The sequence below is a fragment of the Paratissierella segnis genome (assembly GCF_014385195.1).
Taxonomy (GTDB): domain Bacteria; phylum Bacillota; class Clostridia; order Tissierellales; family Tissierellaceae; genus Paratissierella; species Paratissierella segnis.
The window spans coordinates 1-17,203 of the sequence record NZ_JACRTG010000005.1 but is presented as its reverse complement, the minus strand read 5'-3'; the positions used below and the strand labels follow the sequence as shown (position 1 = coordinate 17,203).

The following is a 17,203-nucleotide window of genomic DNA, read 5'->3' as shown; positions in this document are numbered from 1 at the left end:
GTTCAATCTAAAAATGTTTTGCCCTCTCTCCTCCAATAAGTTTCGGTCTTGTACGTATCATGCTTAAATGTGCTTCTCCGATTGTTTTGATTTCACTTCTCACTACAACTCCTATATTTTTGAGATGCATTCCTATAAATACATCGCCAATATCTATACCTGCACTGACCTTAGCTGATTCTACTACTACCGGATCATCTAATGTTTCCATAGCCACAGTTGCAAATCCTCCGCCTGCATGCATAACGGGAATTACGTTCACAGGCTCAAGATTATGCTTCTCTGCGAATGCCCTTTCAACAACCAATGCTCTATTGATATGTTCACATCCTTGGATTACAGGATATATCTTATGTTCCTTTAATATGGAGACAATCGTTCCTACAACTACCTTTGCAACTTCAAGGTTGGTAGCCGTACCCAATTTTTGTCCTGCTATTTCGCTTGTACTTCCCCCTACTACCAAAGCTTCATAGGGTTTTAAATTTGCCGCTTCTAATAATTCTAATGTAACACTCCTTACATCCTCTTCAATTTTGTTTAAATCCATAATATACCTCCTTAATTCAATTCATAATTCACAAATCACAGTTCACAATTGTTGAGGTCGGGCTTTAGGGTCATAAAAACAATTCAATTATAGAACATTTATGGCTTTGAAACAGATTCATTAAGCAACTTTTGGTCACTGCACTTAAAAGGATGCCGCAGGAAAATGTTAGTAGACTGATATGACCATATAGATAGACCCTTGAGGGAATTATCAAGTCCCTACATTTTACAAGGCAGACTTTTATTGTGTAGTCAAAAGTTGATTAGAAGATGATTCAAAGTCTAAATGGAGGACATTCTTCCCTATTACCCATTACCTATCTTTTTTATTGTTCACTGCTTCTCTATACCTCAAACAAGGACATTATCTCCTCTTCGCTTAATTTTGTTATAAGGGTTTCTCCTTCCGTGATTACCTTGTCTATCATCTCCTTTTTCTTCTCTTGCAACTTAAATATCTTTTCTTCAATTGTTCCCTTGGTAATAAGTTTTATTACTTGAACTATGTTTTTTTGCCCTATTCTATGAGCTCTATCTGTAGCTTGGTCTTCTACAGCCGGGTTCCACCATGGGTCAAAGTGGATTACCATGTCTGCTGAAGTTAAGTTAAGTCCAGTACCGCCTGCCTTAAGAGAAATTAAAAATACATCTGAGACTCCTCTATTAAAATCTCGAACTAAATTACCGCGTTCAATGGTTGGAGTGCTGCCGTCCAAATATAAATACTCTATATTTTTAGAGATAAATAATTTTTTAATCTTTTCCAACATTGAAGTGAATTGTGAAAATATAAGTATCCTTCGACCATTGTTTATGGCTTCTTCCACTATTTCACCTAAGGTTTCCAGTTTTCCGCTATCCCCTTTATAATCCTCTATAAAAATACCCGGATGACAGCATAATTGTCTAAGTCTCGTTAATCCCGCCAATATTTTGATCTGGCTTTTGTTATAACCGTTTGTACTTATCTCCTCACTCAATTCTCCCTTTATTGCCTGCAAATATGCTAAATACAGCTTTTTCTGCTCCTTCGTCATTTCCACTATTATTTTTTGTTCAATTTTATCAGGCAATTCTTTCAGCACATCTTTTTTCATTCTCCTCAATATAAAAGGCCTTATATGGTTGTTCAATTCCTTCAGCTTTTTATTGTCCTGTTCCTTCGCTATTGGTCTTTCAAATTTTTCGGAAAACTTGCTGTTTGTAAGTAAATACCCAGGCATAAGGAAATCAAATATAGACCAAAGCTCTGAAAGTGAATTCTCCATTGGAGTACCGGTTAACGCAAATCTATTTTTAGAATTTATTGATTTTACAGACTTTGCATTTAATGAATTATAATTTTTTATATATTGCGCCTCATCAAGTACGCAATACCTGAAACTTATATTACTATATTCTTCTATATCCCTTCTTACTAGGGGATATGAAGTTACAACCAAATCATATTCATTTGCTGTTTTTATGAGGTCTCTGCGCTCATCTTTGCTTCCGACTACAATAAGTGTTTTTAAACTTGGTGCAAATTTTTTAACCTCTTCTTCCCAATTATATACAAGAGACGTCGGTACTATAATTAAATTTGCCTCCTGTCCCTTTTCTTCTTTCTCAGACAGTAGGAAGGTTATCATTTGAATGGTCTTTCCCAACCCCATATCATCAGCCAATATTCCTCCCAATCCATATTTTGATAATGTTTTTAACCACTTGAATCCAAATTTCTGGTAATCTCTTAAATTTCCATTTAGTCCTTCAGGTATCTCAAAATCCATATCTTCAGGATCGCTTATATCCCGAACCATCTTTCTGAAATCACTGTTTTTCTTAATAAAATCCAGTTCTCTATCCTTTAAAAATTTATCAAGATACATAGTCCTGAATCTTGGAATGGCAGTATGCCCATCTTTTAGATCTCTTCCGCCTATATTCAAATAATCCATCATATCCACAATATCGGCAAATTCATTGTTTTCCAGCGATAAAAAGGATCCGTCTTTTAATTTGTAATATTTCCTTTTTTCTTTTACTGAATTAAATATAGTATCTAATTCCGAAACATCTATCCCATCTATATCAAAACTGAATTCCAACATATCTAGATCGCTATTCAATTTAACGGCACCGGAAAATGTTTCTGAACCGATCAATTTGATCCTTTTAAAACTATCAGAATAATAAATTTCACAATATTTCTGTAATTGGGGAATTATTTCATTGATGAAATCAAAAATTAACTCCTCCTCTTCCAGATAAAATCCTCCATTTCCCACTTTAAAATCACATTGCTCAAGTAAGTATAATATATCTCCTTCCTTTTCCATATCTCTCAATAATATTCTGCCTAAATCTCTTTTAGGGCTATTGGACGAAAAAGGATTGATTTCAATGTCTCCATAATTAAAATATAGCTTCCCCACAACTGTTTGTTCAACTCTATCGAAATATATGGAGGCATTTAATGGCGGTGTATAAATAGATTGTTCCACGTTTTTATCCAAATTAATCCTTGAATGTTTCTTAATCTTTGGCAAAACTTCAGAAACAAATGCTTCTTTTAAATCCTTATCTATTTTTATTTCCTTTATATCCTTATACATCATCTCATTGTAAATTGGCATTATAGCGCCAACTTGTTCATCGGATAATTTATAAATTATATCATCATAAAAAAAGTATTTGCCATTAGGTGTTAAAGGCATAATGGAAGAGTCATCTTCTGAATATAAGATTAAATCATCTTCTTCTTGACTAATACCCATTTTAAATTCAAAAGGTTCTTCCGAAATATAAATATCCTTAATTTTATGATCATAAAAGTCCATATTAAATTTTCTATTGTGCATTAAATCTAAAAACTTTTCTATGGATTTTGGCTCTAAATACACCTTTTTGTCTGCAAATGTACTGTTCCACCTGCTTCCATAATTGCTATTTGACTTATAATTTTCATACAATAGGATTAAAAAGTCTATAAATTCCTTGTCTTCGTCACTAAATTTATAACCTTCCGTTGGAAAGGTAAAATATTTACCAAATTCAACTTCTCTATTGTCAATTACTGCTGAAATGAAATTTCCTAAATTTTTAACAATATATAACCTGTCTTCTCCAATTCTCAAAGTAACATATGGTCTTGTATCTTCGACTCCATAAGTTATTTCAAGATTTACCGTTTTCTCTTGAATATCTTCGTAAGTTCTATACTGACTTAAAATATTTTCTATTCTCCCAAAACTCTCCTTTGGCAACAACTTACCCGTTCTATCAAGATCCCTTAAAAGAAGCAATAAAGCAACAATATGTTTGCAGTCCCCATTATATTTCCAATATGCCGGACAATCACAGGAAGTATCCTCTATACATCCATTTTCGTCAAAACTGGCAGAGACCTCATATATAGAATTCCCTTGAACATTCCCAACATAATAATCGTAGTTTTTGTTTGTCCTTATTTCTTTAACTTTCCCAGCCTCATAATATTGTTTTCCCTTTCTATAGGAATCAAAATAACCTACTCTATCCAAAATTATCTTATCTGTAAGTTTTAGCATATTCCACCGCCATTTATATTTATATAAATCATTTCAATATTTTGATTATTTCCTAAATAAATAAAAAGCCCACCTTTTATTATACCATAAACGCACTTTTCCCCAACATATTTCCTCTTCAAAATATAAATACCCCCAAAATTGGGGGTATCATATTTATTATGGTATGCAAATTCGTTGACCTATTCTCAAATCATTCGGATTTACATTTGGATTTGCTCTTTGGATAGCTGCCACAGTAGTATTAAACCTGATTGCAAGTGTATAGAAGGTGTCTCCTGCCCTTACCTCGTAACTTCTTGTTCCCGGAGGACAGGTCTGAGGTGGTGGTGTAGGTGTAGTGCCACAGTTTACACCAAGTGCAGTCCAAGTCAATACTCCAACTATCCCATCCTGTACAAGTCCTCTGCTCCTTTGGAATGCTATTACTGCCGCATGAGTTCTATTGCCAAAAATACCATCTATAGGACCCGGGTCAAACCCATTGTTTCTTAATAGAGTCTGAAGTTGCCTTACAGATGCTCCTTGGCTTCCCAATCTAAGGGTAGGACAAGCACCCGGTTGTGGTCCCGGTCCCGGTGATGTTGGAATACATATTACTTGCCCAATCTGTAATCTGTCCGGATTAACTCCCGGATTTGCAGCGATTAGAGCATCTAATGAAACTCCATGGGCTCTAGCTATTAAATAAAAGGTATCTCCTGCCCTTATAGTATAGGCAAAAGTTCCTGATGGACATGCCATATTATTAACCTCCTTTTTATTGATACATAAAATAGATTCTCTATAATAATATATTCAAATAAAAAGGATTGGTTCTAAATAAATAAACTTCTACCCTAATTTATCACCTTTATTAACCTTTCTTTCAGGTTGGATTAATGCTACCCCACCCTCCGCATATACACCCAATATCAATACTTCCGATTGAAAACCTGCTATATTTCTTGGCGGAAAATTTACTACTCCAAGGACCTGTTTGCCAATTAAATTTTCAGGTGTATAAAATTCAGTAATTTGAGCGCTGGAATTTTTTATGCCTATTTCCTCACCAAAGTCCACTATAAGCTTATAGGCCGGATTTCTCGCCCTTTCAAAAACTTTTGCTTCTATTATTTCACCAACTCTTATATCAAGTTTTTGAAAATCATCAAATGTTGCCATTACATCCTCCTTAAATTATTCTGGAAATTTTAAATCCTCTTTAAATTCTTCTATTGTTCTATTAAGCAGTTCATAATCAACTACATATACATATTTATTATCTATCTTATCCATCTTAACCACTTTTGACGTTAAAAAGTTGTTTATATGATATGAGATCGTAGCACTTGACACTCCCAACGCTTCTGCAATTACTTTAGTTGAAGTTTCCCCGGATGAGATTAATTTCAATACCTCATATCTGGTTTTGTCTCCTAGATTTTTAAATATTTGAACCCTTTCATTGATCTTATTCTCATTGATTTCTTTCAATTGTCTAATGGCATCTTCAACCTTCAATCCCCAACCAATATAGTTGTCCTTTCCTCTAAGTGAAATAGAAATAGCATAGGAAAATACTACAGAAATCAAAATACTTACTTCTTCTTGTTCAATTATCTTAGGATCTAATATATAATCAGTTAATTCACTTACTGCATTGGAGCCATTTTTATTTAGGTAATCTTCCAAATGATTACCATAATCACATACTTCCCTCTCTATGGAATTATAAAACTCATTAAATATTGGAATTATCTCCAGCATAAGTTCAACATATTTCTTTGTATAGTCTAAAGGGTCTTCTATCATCATAAACAAATTCCATTTAAGAGCAGAATCTATGGGTAAATCTTTTATAAAGGATATTATCTTTTCTTTGTTTGAACTTATTTCTTTCGCTTTATCCTTTATCTCTTCGATATAAGGCTCATTCTCTTCACAGATTAATATTAAAGAGGTAACTATGCTATTATTAATTTCATGGTCTTTCAAGTCTAATAATGAATATAAAAATTCTTTTTCATTACTATACCCGAAAATAGTCTCCGTTCTAGTGATTAAATCTATGAAATTATTGCTGTTAAGTAATAAGGGCTTAAAATAAAATTTTTCTATTTCTAATGCAAAGGGTTTTAATCTATCCTCAGCTCTTTGAGCAAAATCCAAATAATTGCTCATAGACACTTCTCTATAATTTTGACCGGTTAACGATTCTTTATATTCATCTTTTTCATATTCCTCTTTGTAAAATAACAACCTTGGAAACCTTAAAAAATCATACAATTTGCTTTCTTTAGGATAAAATCTAAATTTCATCTTGAACATCTCCCATTGGCTTGGTATAAGTAACATCTCCATATTCAATTAAGGGTTTTCTATATTTTAATGTAGTAATTAGGACGATTGCACCTGCTAATGCTATAACATAATTAGGTATTATTATATCATAAAGGTATCCAAATATCATTTGACCTATAGGAATTAATATAGTCATTGAAAGATTCATAATAGTGGAAATGCGTCCCATCAATTCTAAAGGTACAATCTGGTCAAAAAATGTCCCCAAGGCAATATTGGCAAATGTAGTTGACATTCCGATCAAGAATGAGGTCAATAAAATCAATATATAAGGAACTATACTTGGCTTAAAATTAAATGGTATCAATGCCATAGCCAAAACTATAGCCGCTACAGAAATGAAACTTAAGTACAATAATCTGCCTACTTTAATCTTTCCAATATGCTTGCCGCCAATAAGCGGGGCTATAATAAATGATGAAGATAAAATCATCTGAAACAATCCAAATTGAAAATCAGAAGCTTTCATTATTTCCTTAATTATGTATAATAGCCCAATTGAAGCTAATGGAGAAATACAAAAATTTAAAATGCCTCCGGAAGCAATAATTATCCTGATGAATTTATTGTCCTTTATAAGCTTTGTACCTTCAATGAGATCATATTTAAAGGACTTTAAATCAATTTCCTCAGGTTTATTATGATTCTTGGGAATATTAATAAACATTTTGCTTATTGAGGACAATAAAAAGCAAATAGAGGTAAAAATCAAAATTGCTTTCATCCCAAAAATACCATAGATTAAAGCGCCTATGGCAGGTGCCAATAAATTCCCAATATTCATAACCATGGAATTAAGTGAATTTGCGTCCAATAATTCTTCTTTGGAAACAATGCTTGGTAATACTGCTGCCATTGCTGAATGAAAAAATATCTCTGTCGTCTCCAATAAAATAACTAGAGCATAAATCATAGCTATGCTTAAATTACCTTTAATTATGAAAGTCAATGCAAATAACCCTATGATAAATGCATTTAACATATCAAGCGTAACTATGGACTTCTTTCTGTCAAACCAATCCCCAAATACTCCTGCAAAGGGTGAAAATATTAGTCTGGGAATTATCAGTATTGACAAAATAGAAGCGAAAACAGTCGCAGACCCGGTAAGGTCTAGGACGTATAGAGATAAGGCAAACTGTAACATATTGCTTCCCAATAGTGACACTAATTTACCACATATAAGCAAGGCAAAATCTTTTTGTCTGATTAGCTTTGCATTCATTAAATTACCTCCATTTAATAGTTGACAATTTGCGTTGATAGTTGATAGTAAAATAACTAATTGCCTTATTATCATTATATGATATGATTATCAAATGTCAATAGAATAATTAGATGATTATCTAATTATTTGATATATAATTGTCGTTTATAATTCATAATTATTAAGAATTGGCAAGTTTACTCTTAGATTACTAATTTACTACTTATTCCACTATATCCATATATTGTATAAAGTTATAATGCGTATATTTTTGACGATTTTAACATTATATACTATAATTATATGAGTAAGAAAATTCCACTGAAAGTTCTACTTTAATTAAACGTTATGGAACTTTACGTTATGAATTTCAAGAAAGGCTTCACTAAATCTTATAACGCTTCAATAGAAGCTTTTCTGGAAATGAAGGGAGAGATTAAGATGAAAAAATATATCAGTATTTTGCTAACTTTAATCATGGTTTTAACATTTGCCGTAGCATGTTCACCAAAAAATTCACCAAATGATGATGTCAACCCTCCAAGTGAAAATCCCGAAGATTCGGGAAATAATGAGGATGAAGAAGACGTTCCGACAGAATCTAAGGAAGTAACATTATATTTTGCAAACAAAAAATATGCAGATACTGCTGATGAAAGCCTTGAAAAACTTATTGGTGAAAAAAGAAATATTAAATATAGCGATATATCATTAGAAGAAGCAATAATTGCAGAGTTGATGAAGGGACCTGAAGATGAAGATAATCTCTATACAGAAATCCCTCCTACAGCAAAATTAATTGATGTAAAGGTGGAAGACAGCCTAGCTTCCGTAAATTTTGCATCTGAGGGCATGAATGGTGGTTCTATGCAAGAAGCATTCACCATCAATCAAATTGTTGCAAGCCTTTTGGAATTAGATAATATAGACAAGGTTCAATTTTTATTAGATGGTGAAAAAACAGAATCTTTGATGGGTCACTATGGTATAGATCAACCATTTGATGAGGTAACATTTTAATATATCCATGGGGTAGTTTTTTAAACTGCCCCTTTTATATTATGTAACACTTATATATCCATTTAAATAATATAGTTAATATCATACTAGAAAGGAGCACACCCTTGGAAACTATATTATTGGTGTTAATTTTATCTTTGGACTCTTTTTTAACCAGTATAGCCTATGGAACAAACAAAATCAAAATCCCCTTTTCTTCAATTATAATTATAAACATTGTCTGCACATTTTTCTTATCAATCTCATTACTCTTAGGTTCTCAAATTAGAAAAATCTTACCGGGAAACATTGCTGTAATAGTCAGTTTTGCTCTTCTATTTTTAATGGGACTATATTATTTATTTGAAGGCTTAATTAAATCCCATATAGAAAAGAAATCTGTTAAAAGTAAAATCAAGTTAAAAATATTTAATATATATATAATTGTAGATATATATCTTGATGAAACCAAGGCAGATTTTAATAAATCAAAAAAGCTAGATTCAATAGAAGCTATAGCCCTTGCCACTACTCTTTCTATAGATTCATTGGCTATTGGATTTGGCAGTAGCTTATCAAATGTAAATGGCATATATATTTTGGGTCTGTCATTTTTGTTTGGAATATTTTCTGTATGGAGCGGTCAATTAATAGGTAGAAAACTTATTGAAAATAGCAAGTTAAATCTATCATGGTTAGCAGGTGTGATTTTAATAATATTGGCATTTTTAAAGATTCTATAAATGAGCAATAAACCAGCAAATGCTGGTTTATTCTTTTCTTTTAAGCCTTTCAAACAGGCTCATTATTTCCTCTGTTCTTTCTTCTTTTGCGGCCTCATCCTTACAAATTTCATATATGTCACCTTCACTCACATCTTCAAATAGGTCCTTCAATACTTCAATAAACCTTCCATCCTCTAATTCAACTATGGCAAAATCGCCTTCAAGTCTATCAATTGTAACTTTCATGTTTTCATCTACCTCTCAGTTTTTATATCCAAATTTACTCCATCGGAAGTTATGGTAATATTTCCACTCTCATCAGTTCTTAATATCTTTGCCCCAATGTTATTGAGTCTCTTTATGACCTCTGATGATGGGTGATTGTATTTGTTATCTTTTCCGACCGAGATAACAGCAATCTGTGGTGAAGCCTTATCTAAAAACTCTTTAGAACTGGATGTATCGCTTCCGTGATGCCCAACTTTAAGAACATCCACATCTATATTGGCATCTATTAATTTTTCGGCTTTTGCTTCCATATCTCCAGTAAACAAAAAGGATGTATCTTTATATATCAATCTTAAAACAGCTGAAGTATTATTTAAATCAGCAAAATCTCCATTGGGAGAAACAAAAGTTAAATTGAGAGCCTCATCCAAATCCATTTTTACTCCGGCTTCCGCTATGTCAATTTCTAATCCTTTCTCCTCTATTGCTAACAATAGGTTTTCAAAGGTCTTTGATGTATGTATCTTATCCGGCATATATATTTTCCCTATTTCAAAATTTCTTATTATCTGTTCCATTCCGCCTATATGATCGGCATGAGGATGAGTTGCTATGACTGCATCTATTTTATTTATATTATACTTATATAATGTGTCTTTTATCTTTTCATAATTCCCTGATTCTCCTGCATCGATTAATATGGTCTTTTTATTTGGAGTCATAATTAAAATACTATCGCCTTGACCTACATCGATAAATTCTACTGTTAATTCACTTTTGACTGAATCGCTTATCGGCTCTTGATGCTGACCTTTTGAAGGAAGAGTTATAAACAAATATCCTCCTAATATAAATGCGATTATTATTAAATATGATAAACCATTGGATGTCCTTTTCTTCTTTGCCATTATTTACCCCCTATTTATCTTTTCAATATGCTATTATTCTACCATAGGTTGACAGCATCGTAAAATAATAAAAATTACATTCCCCACTGTAAATAGACTAGTATAGTATATTATATCAATAAATTATGATATGATAATAATTGTTAGTTAATGCTAATATTTTAAAATCAGGTGACTTAAATGGAAATATTTGTAGATGCAGATGGATGTCCCGTTGTCGATATAGCTATTGAAGTAGCTAAAAAATATAATATCCATATTGTCGTTGTCAAAAACTTTGCAGTAGAAATTGATGACGGATATGCGGAGATAGTTACTGTAGATATATCACAGGACAGTGCAGATTATTATATTGTTAATAGAATAAAAAAGGGTGATATAGTCATCTCCCAAGATCATGGACTTGCTGCAATGTGCCTTGCAAGGGGTGCTAAATGTATCAATCAAAATGGATTGATTATCAATTCCGACAACATAGACGGAATGCTGAATAGACGTTATATAAATCAAAAGATGAGGCGAGAAAAAAGTATCTATACAAAATTCAAAAAAAGAAATCCTCAAGCTAATGAGGATTTCAGAAAAAGCTTGATAAATTTAATTGGTTACTAATTCAAGACCTAGACCTTCTTCTTAATAGACAATCTTATCTGATTATTTAATGGAAATTCGAGTGCCCTCTATAATTATAGCTGAAACCTTTGTGACATCAAGCGGCTCTTTAACATTCCAATTAGAATTGAAGGTATGCTTTTCAGGGTCCTCACTTCCACCTCCGCCTTCCAACGGAATAATACCATCTGCAGTTTCAATTTCAACTTTCATACTGCTTGCCATGCAGTTCTCTCCCTCATAGGTACCTCTCACTTGCAATCCTAAAGGACTCAATGTTATATATTCAAAGATATGTCCTTCAACCGGAATGTCATTTGTCCAAGTGCGAATGTCTTTGTTTGAATCGCTTAAATTTGCCGCAACCCTCCATCTTCCTTCAACTCCTGTATAAACTGAACCTGAATAATAAAGAGTATATTTATTTAGATTTTCTTTACTTACAGAAAATACATATTCATTGTATTTGTATTCCGTATTATAAGCATCATCCTCTTTAACGCCTAACAGATGATTGTCTTTATCCCCATATAGCATCAATTCATAATCAGGAGAAATTATATTCCCTTTTGAATCTGCAAGAGCAAGATTCGCATCATTTGGACCAAACTCTCCTCCGGAAAATCTTCCTATTTGAACATGTAGTTTTCCGTCTATAATTCCAACATTTGAAACCCATTGTTCTTTTTCACCGTGAGGCATATCAGTATAGTATCCCGGTGTAAGCACTTCTGTAAATGAACTATAATCATCAAATCTTATACCAACTCCCCCCCAAATATTATCTTCTATGATAGGAGTAGTTTCACCTTCTTTGATTTCTGCAAGAGATATATCAATAGGTTCTTCATATGATTTTTTACCTAAATAAATTAGAAAACTACCAAGTTCTAGTGGATTAGACATGGGTGAATCTGCATCAGCCGTTATATTAAATTCATAATAAACTTTATTTGTATCCTTATCAAAATAAATCATCTTTTCTCTCCATGACATGCTCGATAAGGTTTCTCCGTCCTCTCCTATTTCCCGTGGATTCATTTTTACACTGAACCCATCTCTAAAATCAGTCTGTTCCGTTATCCGATTTTGACCTGTCATATCTTGAAGTGATAAATAAACAATTGCCTTATTCCCGTATTTTTGTGCGCCGATTACTTCCATTCGGATTCCTTGATCTTCGCTATAGTTTTCAACCGGCTCTACAATCTTACCAAAGTCGGGATTAAATCTCTCTATAAACCAATCAAAGCCTCCCAAAGCCGTAGCTGTTGCTGTAGCAACCAGCACAACTGACATCACTATAGCTGCAACCGCTGACTTTGACCAGCGTCTATGGTTCTTAATGGGTATTTTAACGTTCTCTTCGTGCAATTTAATCTTAACTCCATCTGCAATTTTACTTGAATCAACAGCGATTTGGGAAAACATATCATATATATTTTGTTCATCAATATCAAATTTGCTCATACTTAGACTCCTTTCTCCCATTTTCAGAATTTATATACTTGGCTAATTTATTTTTAGCTCGCTGATATTGTTTACGTAAAGTAGAAGGCGTAATACCGGTTATAAGAGATATTTCCTCATAACTTCTTTCATCCATTATTCGATTATACAATAATGCCCTCTCCTTTGGTTTGAGCTTTCGTAAAGCATGAAGAGTTTCATCACTCAAGCCTTCATCCCTCTCCGGCAAAACTGCCTCTCCTCTTATTTCACTAAAATAGAATATCTTCCGCTTTTTTAGCTGGTTTAAACTTCGATTATATGTGATCTTATATAGCCACGCCGAAAGATTATTTCCATCAAATTTATCTCGATTTTGATATGCTGCAATAAAACTTTCCTGTACTATGTCTTCTGCTTCCTGATAATCGCATAATATTGCAGTTGCATAGCGAAGAAGTTTTTCACTATAGAAATTGATTACTTCTTCCAATGTATCCTCGCCACCAGTCACAAATTCTTTGCCAAGATCCTCCATGGCCTCACCTCTTTCGTTTCTCATCAGTCGACTGTACCTTTATAACCATCTATATAATGATTTTGTGACATATTTCAAGTTTTAAAAAAATAGATGAAGAAAAATTCATCTCTTCACCTATTATCTTATCAAATAATTCCTTTTAAATAATAACTATATTAACTTCACAGATAATTTTTTTAGCTTATATCTGATCTCGTCTGTAATGTCCGAATCAGTAATTATAGCGCTAAATTCCTCTAAGGCCGCAAATCTATAAGTGCTGTCCAGATTAAACTTTTCCTTCTCCACAAGCAAATATGCTTCTTTGCTATTGGAAATTACAAGTTCCTTAACGTTCCCATCTTCTAACGTTCCACTATATACGCTGTTTGTAATTAAATTGACTCCTGAACTTCCTACAAAGCCTTTATTAAAATTATATTTGGATATGCTTCTATTGACCTCCGAGCCCAGAACACCGCCGGACCTTTTATCATATATCCCGCCTAAGCATATCAATTTTACAGTTGTATTATCGTTAAATAGTGAAGGTATTATTGACATATTGGTTATTAGCGTAATCCTTTTATTGCTGTTTGCTATCAATTTAGACAGAAAAAAGTTAATGCTTGAGGATTCTAAAAAAACTACATCTCCATCTGCTATAAGAGTGAAGGCTTTTTTAGCTATTAACTCCTTGGTGTCTGTGTTTACTTTTATTCTATTGTCAATAGGGACAATTTCAGAAAATCTTCTGTTAAGAATTGCTCCGCCGTATGTCCTTTGAATAGTCCCATTTACCTCCAGCTTTTTCAAATCTTTTCGTATCATGCTTTCCGAAACCTTGAATAGCTCACTAAGTTCTTTAACTTTGACTCTACCATTTTCATTAAGTATATCCAAAATTTGTTCAAGTCTCTCTTCAGTAAACATCTAAACACCTCGCTAACTATTATCATTTATTCCTACTCTTGATTGTTATTATAACATTATCAATAAAATATTACAGAATAACTTGAATAATAGTCCCAAATAGTATAGAATGATAATAAATAGGAATGATCGATTATTTATACTCATACAATCATTCTAATTATCTTATAATTTAGCGTAATAGGGTAATGCCTAGCGTTATATTTTATATTTAGGTATCCTTAATTAGCTGGACAACAGCTATTCTCAAAAGGATGCCTATTTCTTTAATATCAAAACACTATCTTAAGTCTTTATACATTACAATATGTGGTCCTATAGGAGGATAATCAAAGACTTCGCCAAAAGGCGAAAATCCTAATCTTTCATAATATCCTTGTACAGTAGTTCTGCCCTTACACCATAGAATATCATAACCTTTGACTTTTATTATGTTTTCACCATAATTTACTATTTCTCTTCCTGCTCCCATTTTTCTAAATTCAGGGAGAGTAGCCATTGCACGTAGGCGATATTGTTTTTCAATTGAAAAATCAGGGTTGTCCTCTATGCAAAAAGATACAATGCTTATTAGCTTGTCCATATAAAATGCTCCGATATGGAATGATCCGTCCTGCTTATCCGTATCGTATATGCAATAATTCATTGTCTGATGAGGTCTTAATATTCTATGTCTTATATCATATGTCATTTCAGGAGTAATCTCTTTTATTTCAAACATATTTACCCTCCAATTTAAAAATAATTTACAATATTTATTTTAGTATAGCATTACAGTTCACAATTCACAATTCACAGTTCACAATGCACAATTCACAATTCATACCCACTCAGTGAAATATCACAAGACAAAAATCTTGTCTTGGATATTTCTACTGTCGGGCACACGGCAATTCACAGTGAAAAACAGTTAATAGTCAAGCTTTAGGGTCATTAACATAGATTCTTCACTTCCGTTCCAGAATGACTCCTGCAGTGATTATTTTGCCTTTATTAGAGACCCCTCCACGTTGGTCGGGTAACACCTACGGTGTCAATTCACTTATAGGACATTTATGGATTTAGGGGCAGATTATATCTTTTAACTATTAACAACACGAACATCCACATAAATCTTTAAGCTTTCTGTCAATATCAGCTTCCTAATATTTACTCTATATTCCTTTTTATCAATTTTTAAGATTCTTTTATCAACTACTTCTACCAATATATCCGGATCCATAGTTTTTACTTCTTTACCTAATAATGTAGCGTACTTTTCCTTTATTGCTTTTTCAATATCTATTTTATCCAGCTCATCAATCTCTTCATTATCTAAAATATAGATTTCAACATTTTTAAGTACAACAGCATAGGAATTGATTGAGTTTTCTAGTTTTTCCAGTTTTGCATCCCTATCTTGAATAGTATTTTCTAAAGAAATTATTTTTTTATACTGTTCATCCATTCTATAGCTTATTAAAACGGTAATAATAGCTGTTCCAATCAATGTTCCTACCAACAGTCCGGTTATAAAACATATACAGAATCCATAGCTTTTACTTTTTATTTTCCCCATATTTCACTACACCTTTGTATAAGTTTCATTACACTATAACCTGCATTTGCTCCTAGAAGTGCTACAACTATGTATATTATCTGTTTTATAATGGATTTAATCTCGCCTTCAAATAACCCCTTGTCTATTATGGCAAAAGAGGAAAAAGTACCGCCCAATGCAATTGCCATTGCCCATATTTTGATTGAACCGGCTATATCAATCATGGTTCTAAGGGGTGGTGTATCGGTTATAATCGCTCCTATCCCCGCAAAAATACTTCCTCCGATAACTACACCAAAAGCAATAAAAAAGTTTTGTATTAAACTTACAAAAAAAATAGGCATATCATCACTTCCATAATAAAGGATATGATGATGCCTATAGTCTTATGAAAAAATGAAGTTATAAAATTTCTTCCAAGGAATCTTTGATCTATTTTGCATATACAGCTATTCGGTTTTTTCTCTTCTTTGCCTTATAAAGTGCCTTGTCAGCCATCTCTATGAGTTTCTCCGGTTCTATATATTCATTAACAAAGGCAATACCTCCGGATACAGTAATTTTGCACCCAAAATCATATTTTTCTATCTTTTCTCTTATCCTATTAAAAACTACTTTTGCTGATTTTACTTCAGTATTTGGCAGTACTATGATAAATTCTTCCCCACCCCATCTGGCAATAATGTCATCTTTCCGGAGATTATTTTTTAATATGTCAGCTATCTCTTTTAATACCTTGTCCCCAAATAGATGCCCAAAAGTATCATTTACGCTCTTAAAATCATCTATATCCACTATTGCAAGCGATAGGATGGTATTATGTCTTAGTCTTTTTATTTCACCTTTAAGCCTAATGTACAAATATTTTCGATTCCATAAATTAGTCAATTCATCTTGGTACGCAGATATATATACCTTCTTAAAAAAATATCCTAATAATAGCCACAGTAAAACCTGAATAGCTAGATATGCATTCATAAATGCACTTTTCTCATATGTTCTATACAAATATAACGATAGGGTTCCCGAAAATAATCCTGCCCCCAGCCACAAAAAAGATATCGGAAATAATCTCAATAAATAAGCCCTTTTGAACAACAGTCTCCACCACCAATAAATCCTTTTATTAAATAACATTGTACAACAAAGATATGCTATAAGCAATCCATTAAATATGCTTATAGCGCATATAGTGAAGTATATGGGTGGTATATACATATATATTTACATCTTGTAAAATATGATATACTGGTATTAAATTACAGTTTGTTCAGGAGGCAAATATGAGAAGATCTACAAAAAATTTAATAATTAGTTTTTTAATATTAATAACAATCATTATTTCTAGTTGTACCACATATGCTAATACTCAAATCATACCTAACCAAAGCTTTGTTGTTACAATAGATGGCAAAAAAGTAAACTTTAATGACAATCTTGGCTATCCATTGCTGTTATCAACTGAAAGGACTTTTGTTCCAATCAGAATAATATCAGAGAACTTAGGCTTTGGTGTTAATTGGGATAACGAAGCTAAGAAAGTAACTATAAATAAAGATGATACCAATATTGAAATAACAATAAACGAAGCAAAAGCATTGGTAAATGGCAAGGAAATCTATATTGACACAAAAGA

The 17,203-nt window shown here is 32.6% G+C and carries 20 protein-coding genes; 4 read left to right on the top strand and 16 right to left on the bottom strand.

The window, feature by feature from the left end; genetic code table 11:
* Window positions 1-7: 7 nt before the first annotated feature.
* The 7 genes from H8707_RS01845 to H8707_RS01815 form a co-directional block, all read right to left on the bottom strand.
* The gene (locus tag H8707_RS01845) at window positions 8-550 is read right to left on the bottom strand and encodes a TIGR01440 family protein (RefSeq protein ID WP_262428449.1); all 543 of its coding nucleotides are present in this window, start codon (window positions 548-550) and stop codon (window positions 8-10) included.
* Window positions 551-896: 346 nt separating this feature from the next.
* Window positions 897-4,103 carry a DEAD/DEAH box helicase gene (locus tag H8707_RS01840; protein ID WP_262428448.1) on the bottom strand — a complete coding sequence of 1,069 codons (3,207 nt, stop codon included), beginning with the start codon at window positions 4,101-4,103 and terminating at the stop codon, window positions 897-899.
* On the bottom strand, window positions 4,097-4,225 hold the full coding sequence (locus H8707_RS01835; RefSeq protein WP_262428447.1) for a hypothetical protein: 129 nt from the start codon (window positions 4,223-4,225) through the stop codon (window positions 4,097-4,099). The genes H8707_RS01840 and H8707_RS01835 overlap by 7 nt, the downstream gene beginning before the upstream one ends.
* Window positions 4,226-4,262: 37 nt before the next feature.
* On the bottom strand, window positions 4,263-4,847 hold the full coding sequence (locus H8707_RS01830) for a LysM peptidoglycan-binding domain-containing protein (protein ID WP_262428446.1): 585 nt from the start codon (window positions 4,845-4,847) through the stop codon (window positions 4,263-4,265).
* 90 nt (window positions 4,848-4,937) lie between these two features.
* Window positions 4,938-5,267 carry a tRNA-binding protein gene (locus H8707_RS01825; RefSeq protein WP_262428445.1) on the bottom strand — a complete coding sequence of 110 codons (330 nt, stop codon included), beginning with the start codon at window positions 5,265-5,267 and terminating at the stop codon, window positions 4,938-4,940.
* 15 nt (window positions 5,268-5,282) lie between these two features.
* Window positions 5,283-6,404 (bottom strand): ArsR/SmtB family transcription factor, encoded by a 1,122-nt coding sequence (locus tag H8707_RS01820; RefSeq protein ID WP_262428444.1) that lies wholly within the window; start codon window positions 6,402-6,404, stop codon window positions 5,283-5,285.
* Complete coding sequence (locus H8707_RS01815; protein ID WP_262428443.1) at window positions 6,394-7,671, bottom strand: MFS transporter; 1,278 nt, start codon at window positions 7,669-7,671, stop codon at window positions 6,394-6,396. The genes H8707_RS01820 and H8707_RS01815 overlap by 11 nt, the downstream gene beginning before the upstream one ends.
* 423 nt (window positions 7,672-8,094) lie before the next feature.
* Between H8707_RS01815 and H8707_RS01810 the strand changes: the two genes are divergently transcribed.
* Together H8707_RS01810 and ytaF are read left to right on the top strand one after the other, a co-directional pair.
* On the top strand, window positions 8,095-8,673 hold the full coding sequence (locus tag H8707_RS01810) for a GerMN domain-containing protein (protein WP_262428442.1): 579 nt from the start codon (window positions 8,095-8,097) through the stop codon (window positions 8,671-8,673).
* A gap of 104 nt (window positions 8,674-8,777) precedes the next feature.
* Window positions 8,778-9,395, top strand: a complete 618-nt coding sequence (gene ytaF / locus H8707_RS01805) for a sporulation membrane protein YtaF (RefSeq protein ID WP_262428441.1) — start codon at window positions 8,778-8,780, stop codon at window positions 9,393-9,395.
* Window positions 9,396-9,422: 27 nt separating this feature from the next.
* Here ytaF and H8707_RS01800 read toward each other — a convergent pair whose 3' ends face one another.
* Together H8707_RS01800 and H8707_RS01795 are read right to left on the bottom strand one after the other, a co-directional pair.
* Complete coding sequence (locus tag H8707_RS01800) at window positions 9,423-9,623, bottom strand: DUF3006 domain-containing protein (RefSeq protein WP_262428440.1); 201 nt, start codon at window positions 9,621-9,623, stop codon at window positions 9,423-9,425.
* An 8-nt stretch (window positions 9,624-9,631) separates the two neighbouring features.
* A complete protein-coding gene (locus tag H8707_RS01795; protein WP_262428439.1) occupies window positions 9,632-10,513 on the bottom strand; it encodes a ComEC/Rec2 family competence protein in 882 nt (293 codons plus the stop codon).
* A 180-nt stretch (window positions 10,514-10,693) separates the two neighbouring features.
* On the opposite strand from H8707_RS01795, the gene H8707_RS01790 reads away from it, so the two are divergent.
* A complete protein-coding gene (locus H8707_RS01790; RefSeq protein ID WP_262428438.1) occupies window positions 10,694-11,125 on the top strand; it encodes a YaiI/YqxD family protein in 432 nt (143 codons plus the stop codon).
* 42 nt (window positions 11,126-11,167) lie between these two features.
* Here the strand turns inward: H8707_RS01790 and H8707_RS01785 are convergent, their stop codons facing one another.
* The 7 genes from H8707_RS01785 to H8707_RS01755 all read right to left on the bottom strand — a co-directional run bounded on the left by H8707_RS01785 (window position 11,168) and on the right by H8707_RS01755 (window position 16,665).
* Window positions 11,168-12,595: a hypothetical protein gene (locus H8707_RS01785; RefSeq protein WP_262428437.1), complete on the bottom strand. Its 1,428-nt coding sequence runs from the start codon at window positions 12,593-12,595 to the stop codon at window positions 11,168-11,170.
* A complete protein-coding gene (locus H8707_RS01780; RefSeq protein ID WP_262428436.1) occupies window positions 12,582-13,136 on the bottom strand; it encodes an RNA polymerase sigma factor in 555 nt (184 codons plus the stop codon). The genes H8707_RS01785 and H8707_RS01780 overlap by 14 nt, the downstream gene beginning before the upstream one ends.
* Window positions 13,137-13,265: 129 nt before the next feature.
* The gene (locus H8707_RS01775) at window positions 13,266-14,027 is read right to left on the bottom strand and encodes a DeoR/GlpR family DNA-binding transcription regulator (protein WP_262428435.1); all 762 of its coding nucleotides are present in this window, start codon (window positions 14,025-14,027) and stop codon (window positions 13,266-13,268) included.
* Between the two features lie 280 nt (window positions 14,028-14,307).
* The gene (locus H8707_RS01770) at window positions 14,308-14,748 is read right to left on the bottom strand and encodes a GNAT family N-acetyltransferase (RefSeq protein WP_262428434.1); all 441 of its coding nucleotides are present in this window, start codon (window positions 14,746-14,748) and stop codon (window positions 14,308-14,310) included.
* A 360-nt stretch (window positions 14,749-15,108) separates the two neighbouring features.
* Entirely contained in the window at window positions 15,109-15,585 is a 477-nt protein-coding gene (locus H8707_RS01765) for a hypothetical protein (protein WP_262428433.1), read from the bottom strand.
* Window positions 15,573-15,911, bottom strand: a complete 339-nt coding sequence (locus H8707_RS01760) for a YtrH family sporulation protein (RefSeq protein WP_262428432.1) — start codon at window positions 15,909-15,911, stop codon at window positions 15,573-15,575. The genes H8707_RS01765 and H8707_RS01760 overlap by 13 nt, the downstream gene beginning before the upstream one ends.
* Window positions 15,912-15,999: 88 nt before the next feature.
* The gene (locus H8707_RS01755) at window positions 16,000-16,665 is read right to left on the bottom strand and encodes a GGDEF domain-containing protein (RefSeq protein WP_262428431.1); all 666 of its coding nucleotides are present in this window, start codon (window positions 16,663-16,665) and stop codon (window positions 16,000-16,002) included.
* A gap of 185 nt (window positions 16,666-16,850) precedes the next feature.
* Here H8707_RS01755 and H8707_RS01750 point away from each other — a divergent pair.
* On the top strand, window positions 16,851-17,203 hold a 353-nt coding region (locus H8707_RS01750; RefSeq protein WP_262428430.1), incomplete at its 3' end, for a copper amine oxidase N-terminal domain-containing protein.

What these genes read in the sequence shown, in the direction of transcription:
- H8707_RS01845 (WP_262428449.1), bottom strand. Translation starts at nt 550, where the DNA reads ATGGATTTAAACAAAATTGAAGAGGATGTAAGGAGTGTTACATTAGAA.
- H8707_RS01840 (WP_262428448.1), bottom strand. Translation starts at nt 4,103, where the DNA reads ATGCTAAAACTTACAGATAAGATAATTTTGGATAGAGTAGGTTATTTT.
- H8707_RS01830 (WP_262428446.1), bottom strand. Translation starts at nt 4,847, where the DNA reads ATGGCATGTCCATCAGGAACTTTTGCCTATACTATAAGGGCAGGAGAT.
- H8707_RS01825 (WP_262428445.1), bottom strand. Translation starts at nt 5,267, where the DNA reads ATGGCAACATTTGATGATTTTCAAAAACTTGATATAAGAGTTGGTGAA.
- H8707_RS01820 (WP_262428444.1), bottom strand. Translation starts at nt 6,404, where the DNA reads ATGAAATTTAGATTTTATCCTAAAGAAAGCAAATTGTATGATTTTTTA.
- H8707_RS01815 (WP_262428443.1), bottom strand. Translation starts at nt 7,671, where the DNA reads ATGAATGCAAAGCTAATCAGACAAAAAGATTTTGCCTTGCTTATATGT.
- H8707_RS01810 (WP_262428442.1), top strand. Translation starts at nt 8,095, where the DNA reads ATGAAAAAATATATCAGTATTTTGCTAACTTTAATCATGGTTTTAACA.
- H8707_RS01800 (WP_262428440.1), bottom strand. Translation starts at nt 9,623, where the DNA reads ATGAAAGTTACAATTGATAGACTTGAAGGCGATTTTGCCATAGTTGAA.
- H8707_RS01795 (WP_262428439.1), bottom strand. Translation starts at nt 10,513, where the DNA reads ATGGCAAAGAAGAAAAGGACATCCAATGGTTTATCATATTTAATAATA.
- H8707_RS01790 (WP_262428438.1), top strand. Translation starts at nt 10,694, where the DNA reads ATGGAAATATTTGTAGATGCAGATGGATGTCCCGTTGTCGATATAGCT.
- H8707_RS01785 (WP_262428437.1), bottom strand. Translation starts at nt 12,595, where the DNA reads ATGAGCAAATTTGATATTGATGAACAAAATATATATGATATGTTTTCC.
- H8707_RS01780 (WP_262428436.1), bottom strand. Translation starts at nt 13,136, where the DNA reads ATGAGAAACGAAAGAGGTGAGGCCATGGAGGATCTTGGCAAAGAATTT.
- H8707_RS01775 (WP_262428435.1), bottom strand. Translation starts at nt 14,027, where the DNA reads ATGTTTACTGAAGAGAGACTTGAACAAATTTTGGATATACTTAATGAA.
- H8707_RS01770 (WP_262428434.1), bottom strand. Translation starts at nt 14,748, where the DNA reads ATGTTTGAAATAAAAGAGATTACTCCTGAAATGACATATGATATAAGA.
- H8707_RS01765 (WP_262428433.1), bottom strand. Translation starts at nt 15,585, where the DNA reads ATGGGGAAAATAAAAAGTAAAAGCTATGGATTCTGTATATGTTTTATA.
- H8707_RS01760 (WP_262428432.1), bottom strand. Translation starts at nt 15,911, where the DNA reads ATGCCTATTTTTTTTGTAAGTTTAATACAAAACTTTTTTATTGCTTTT.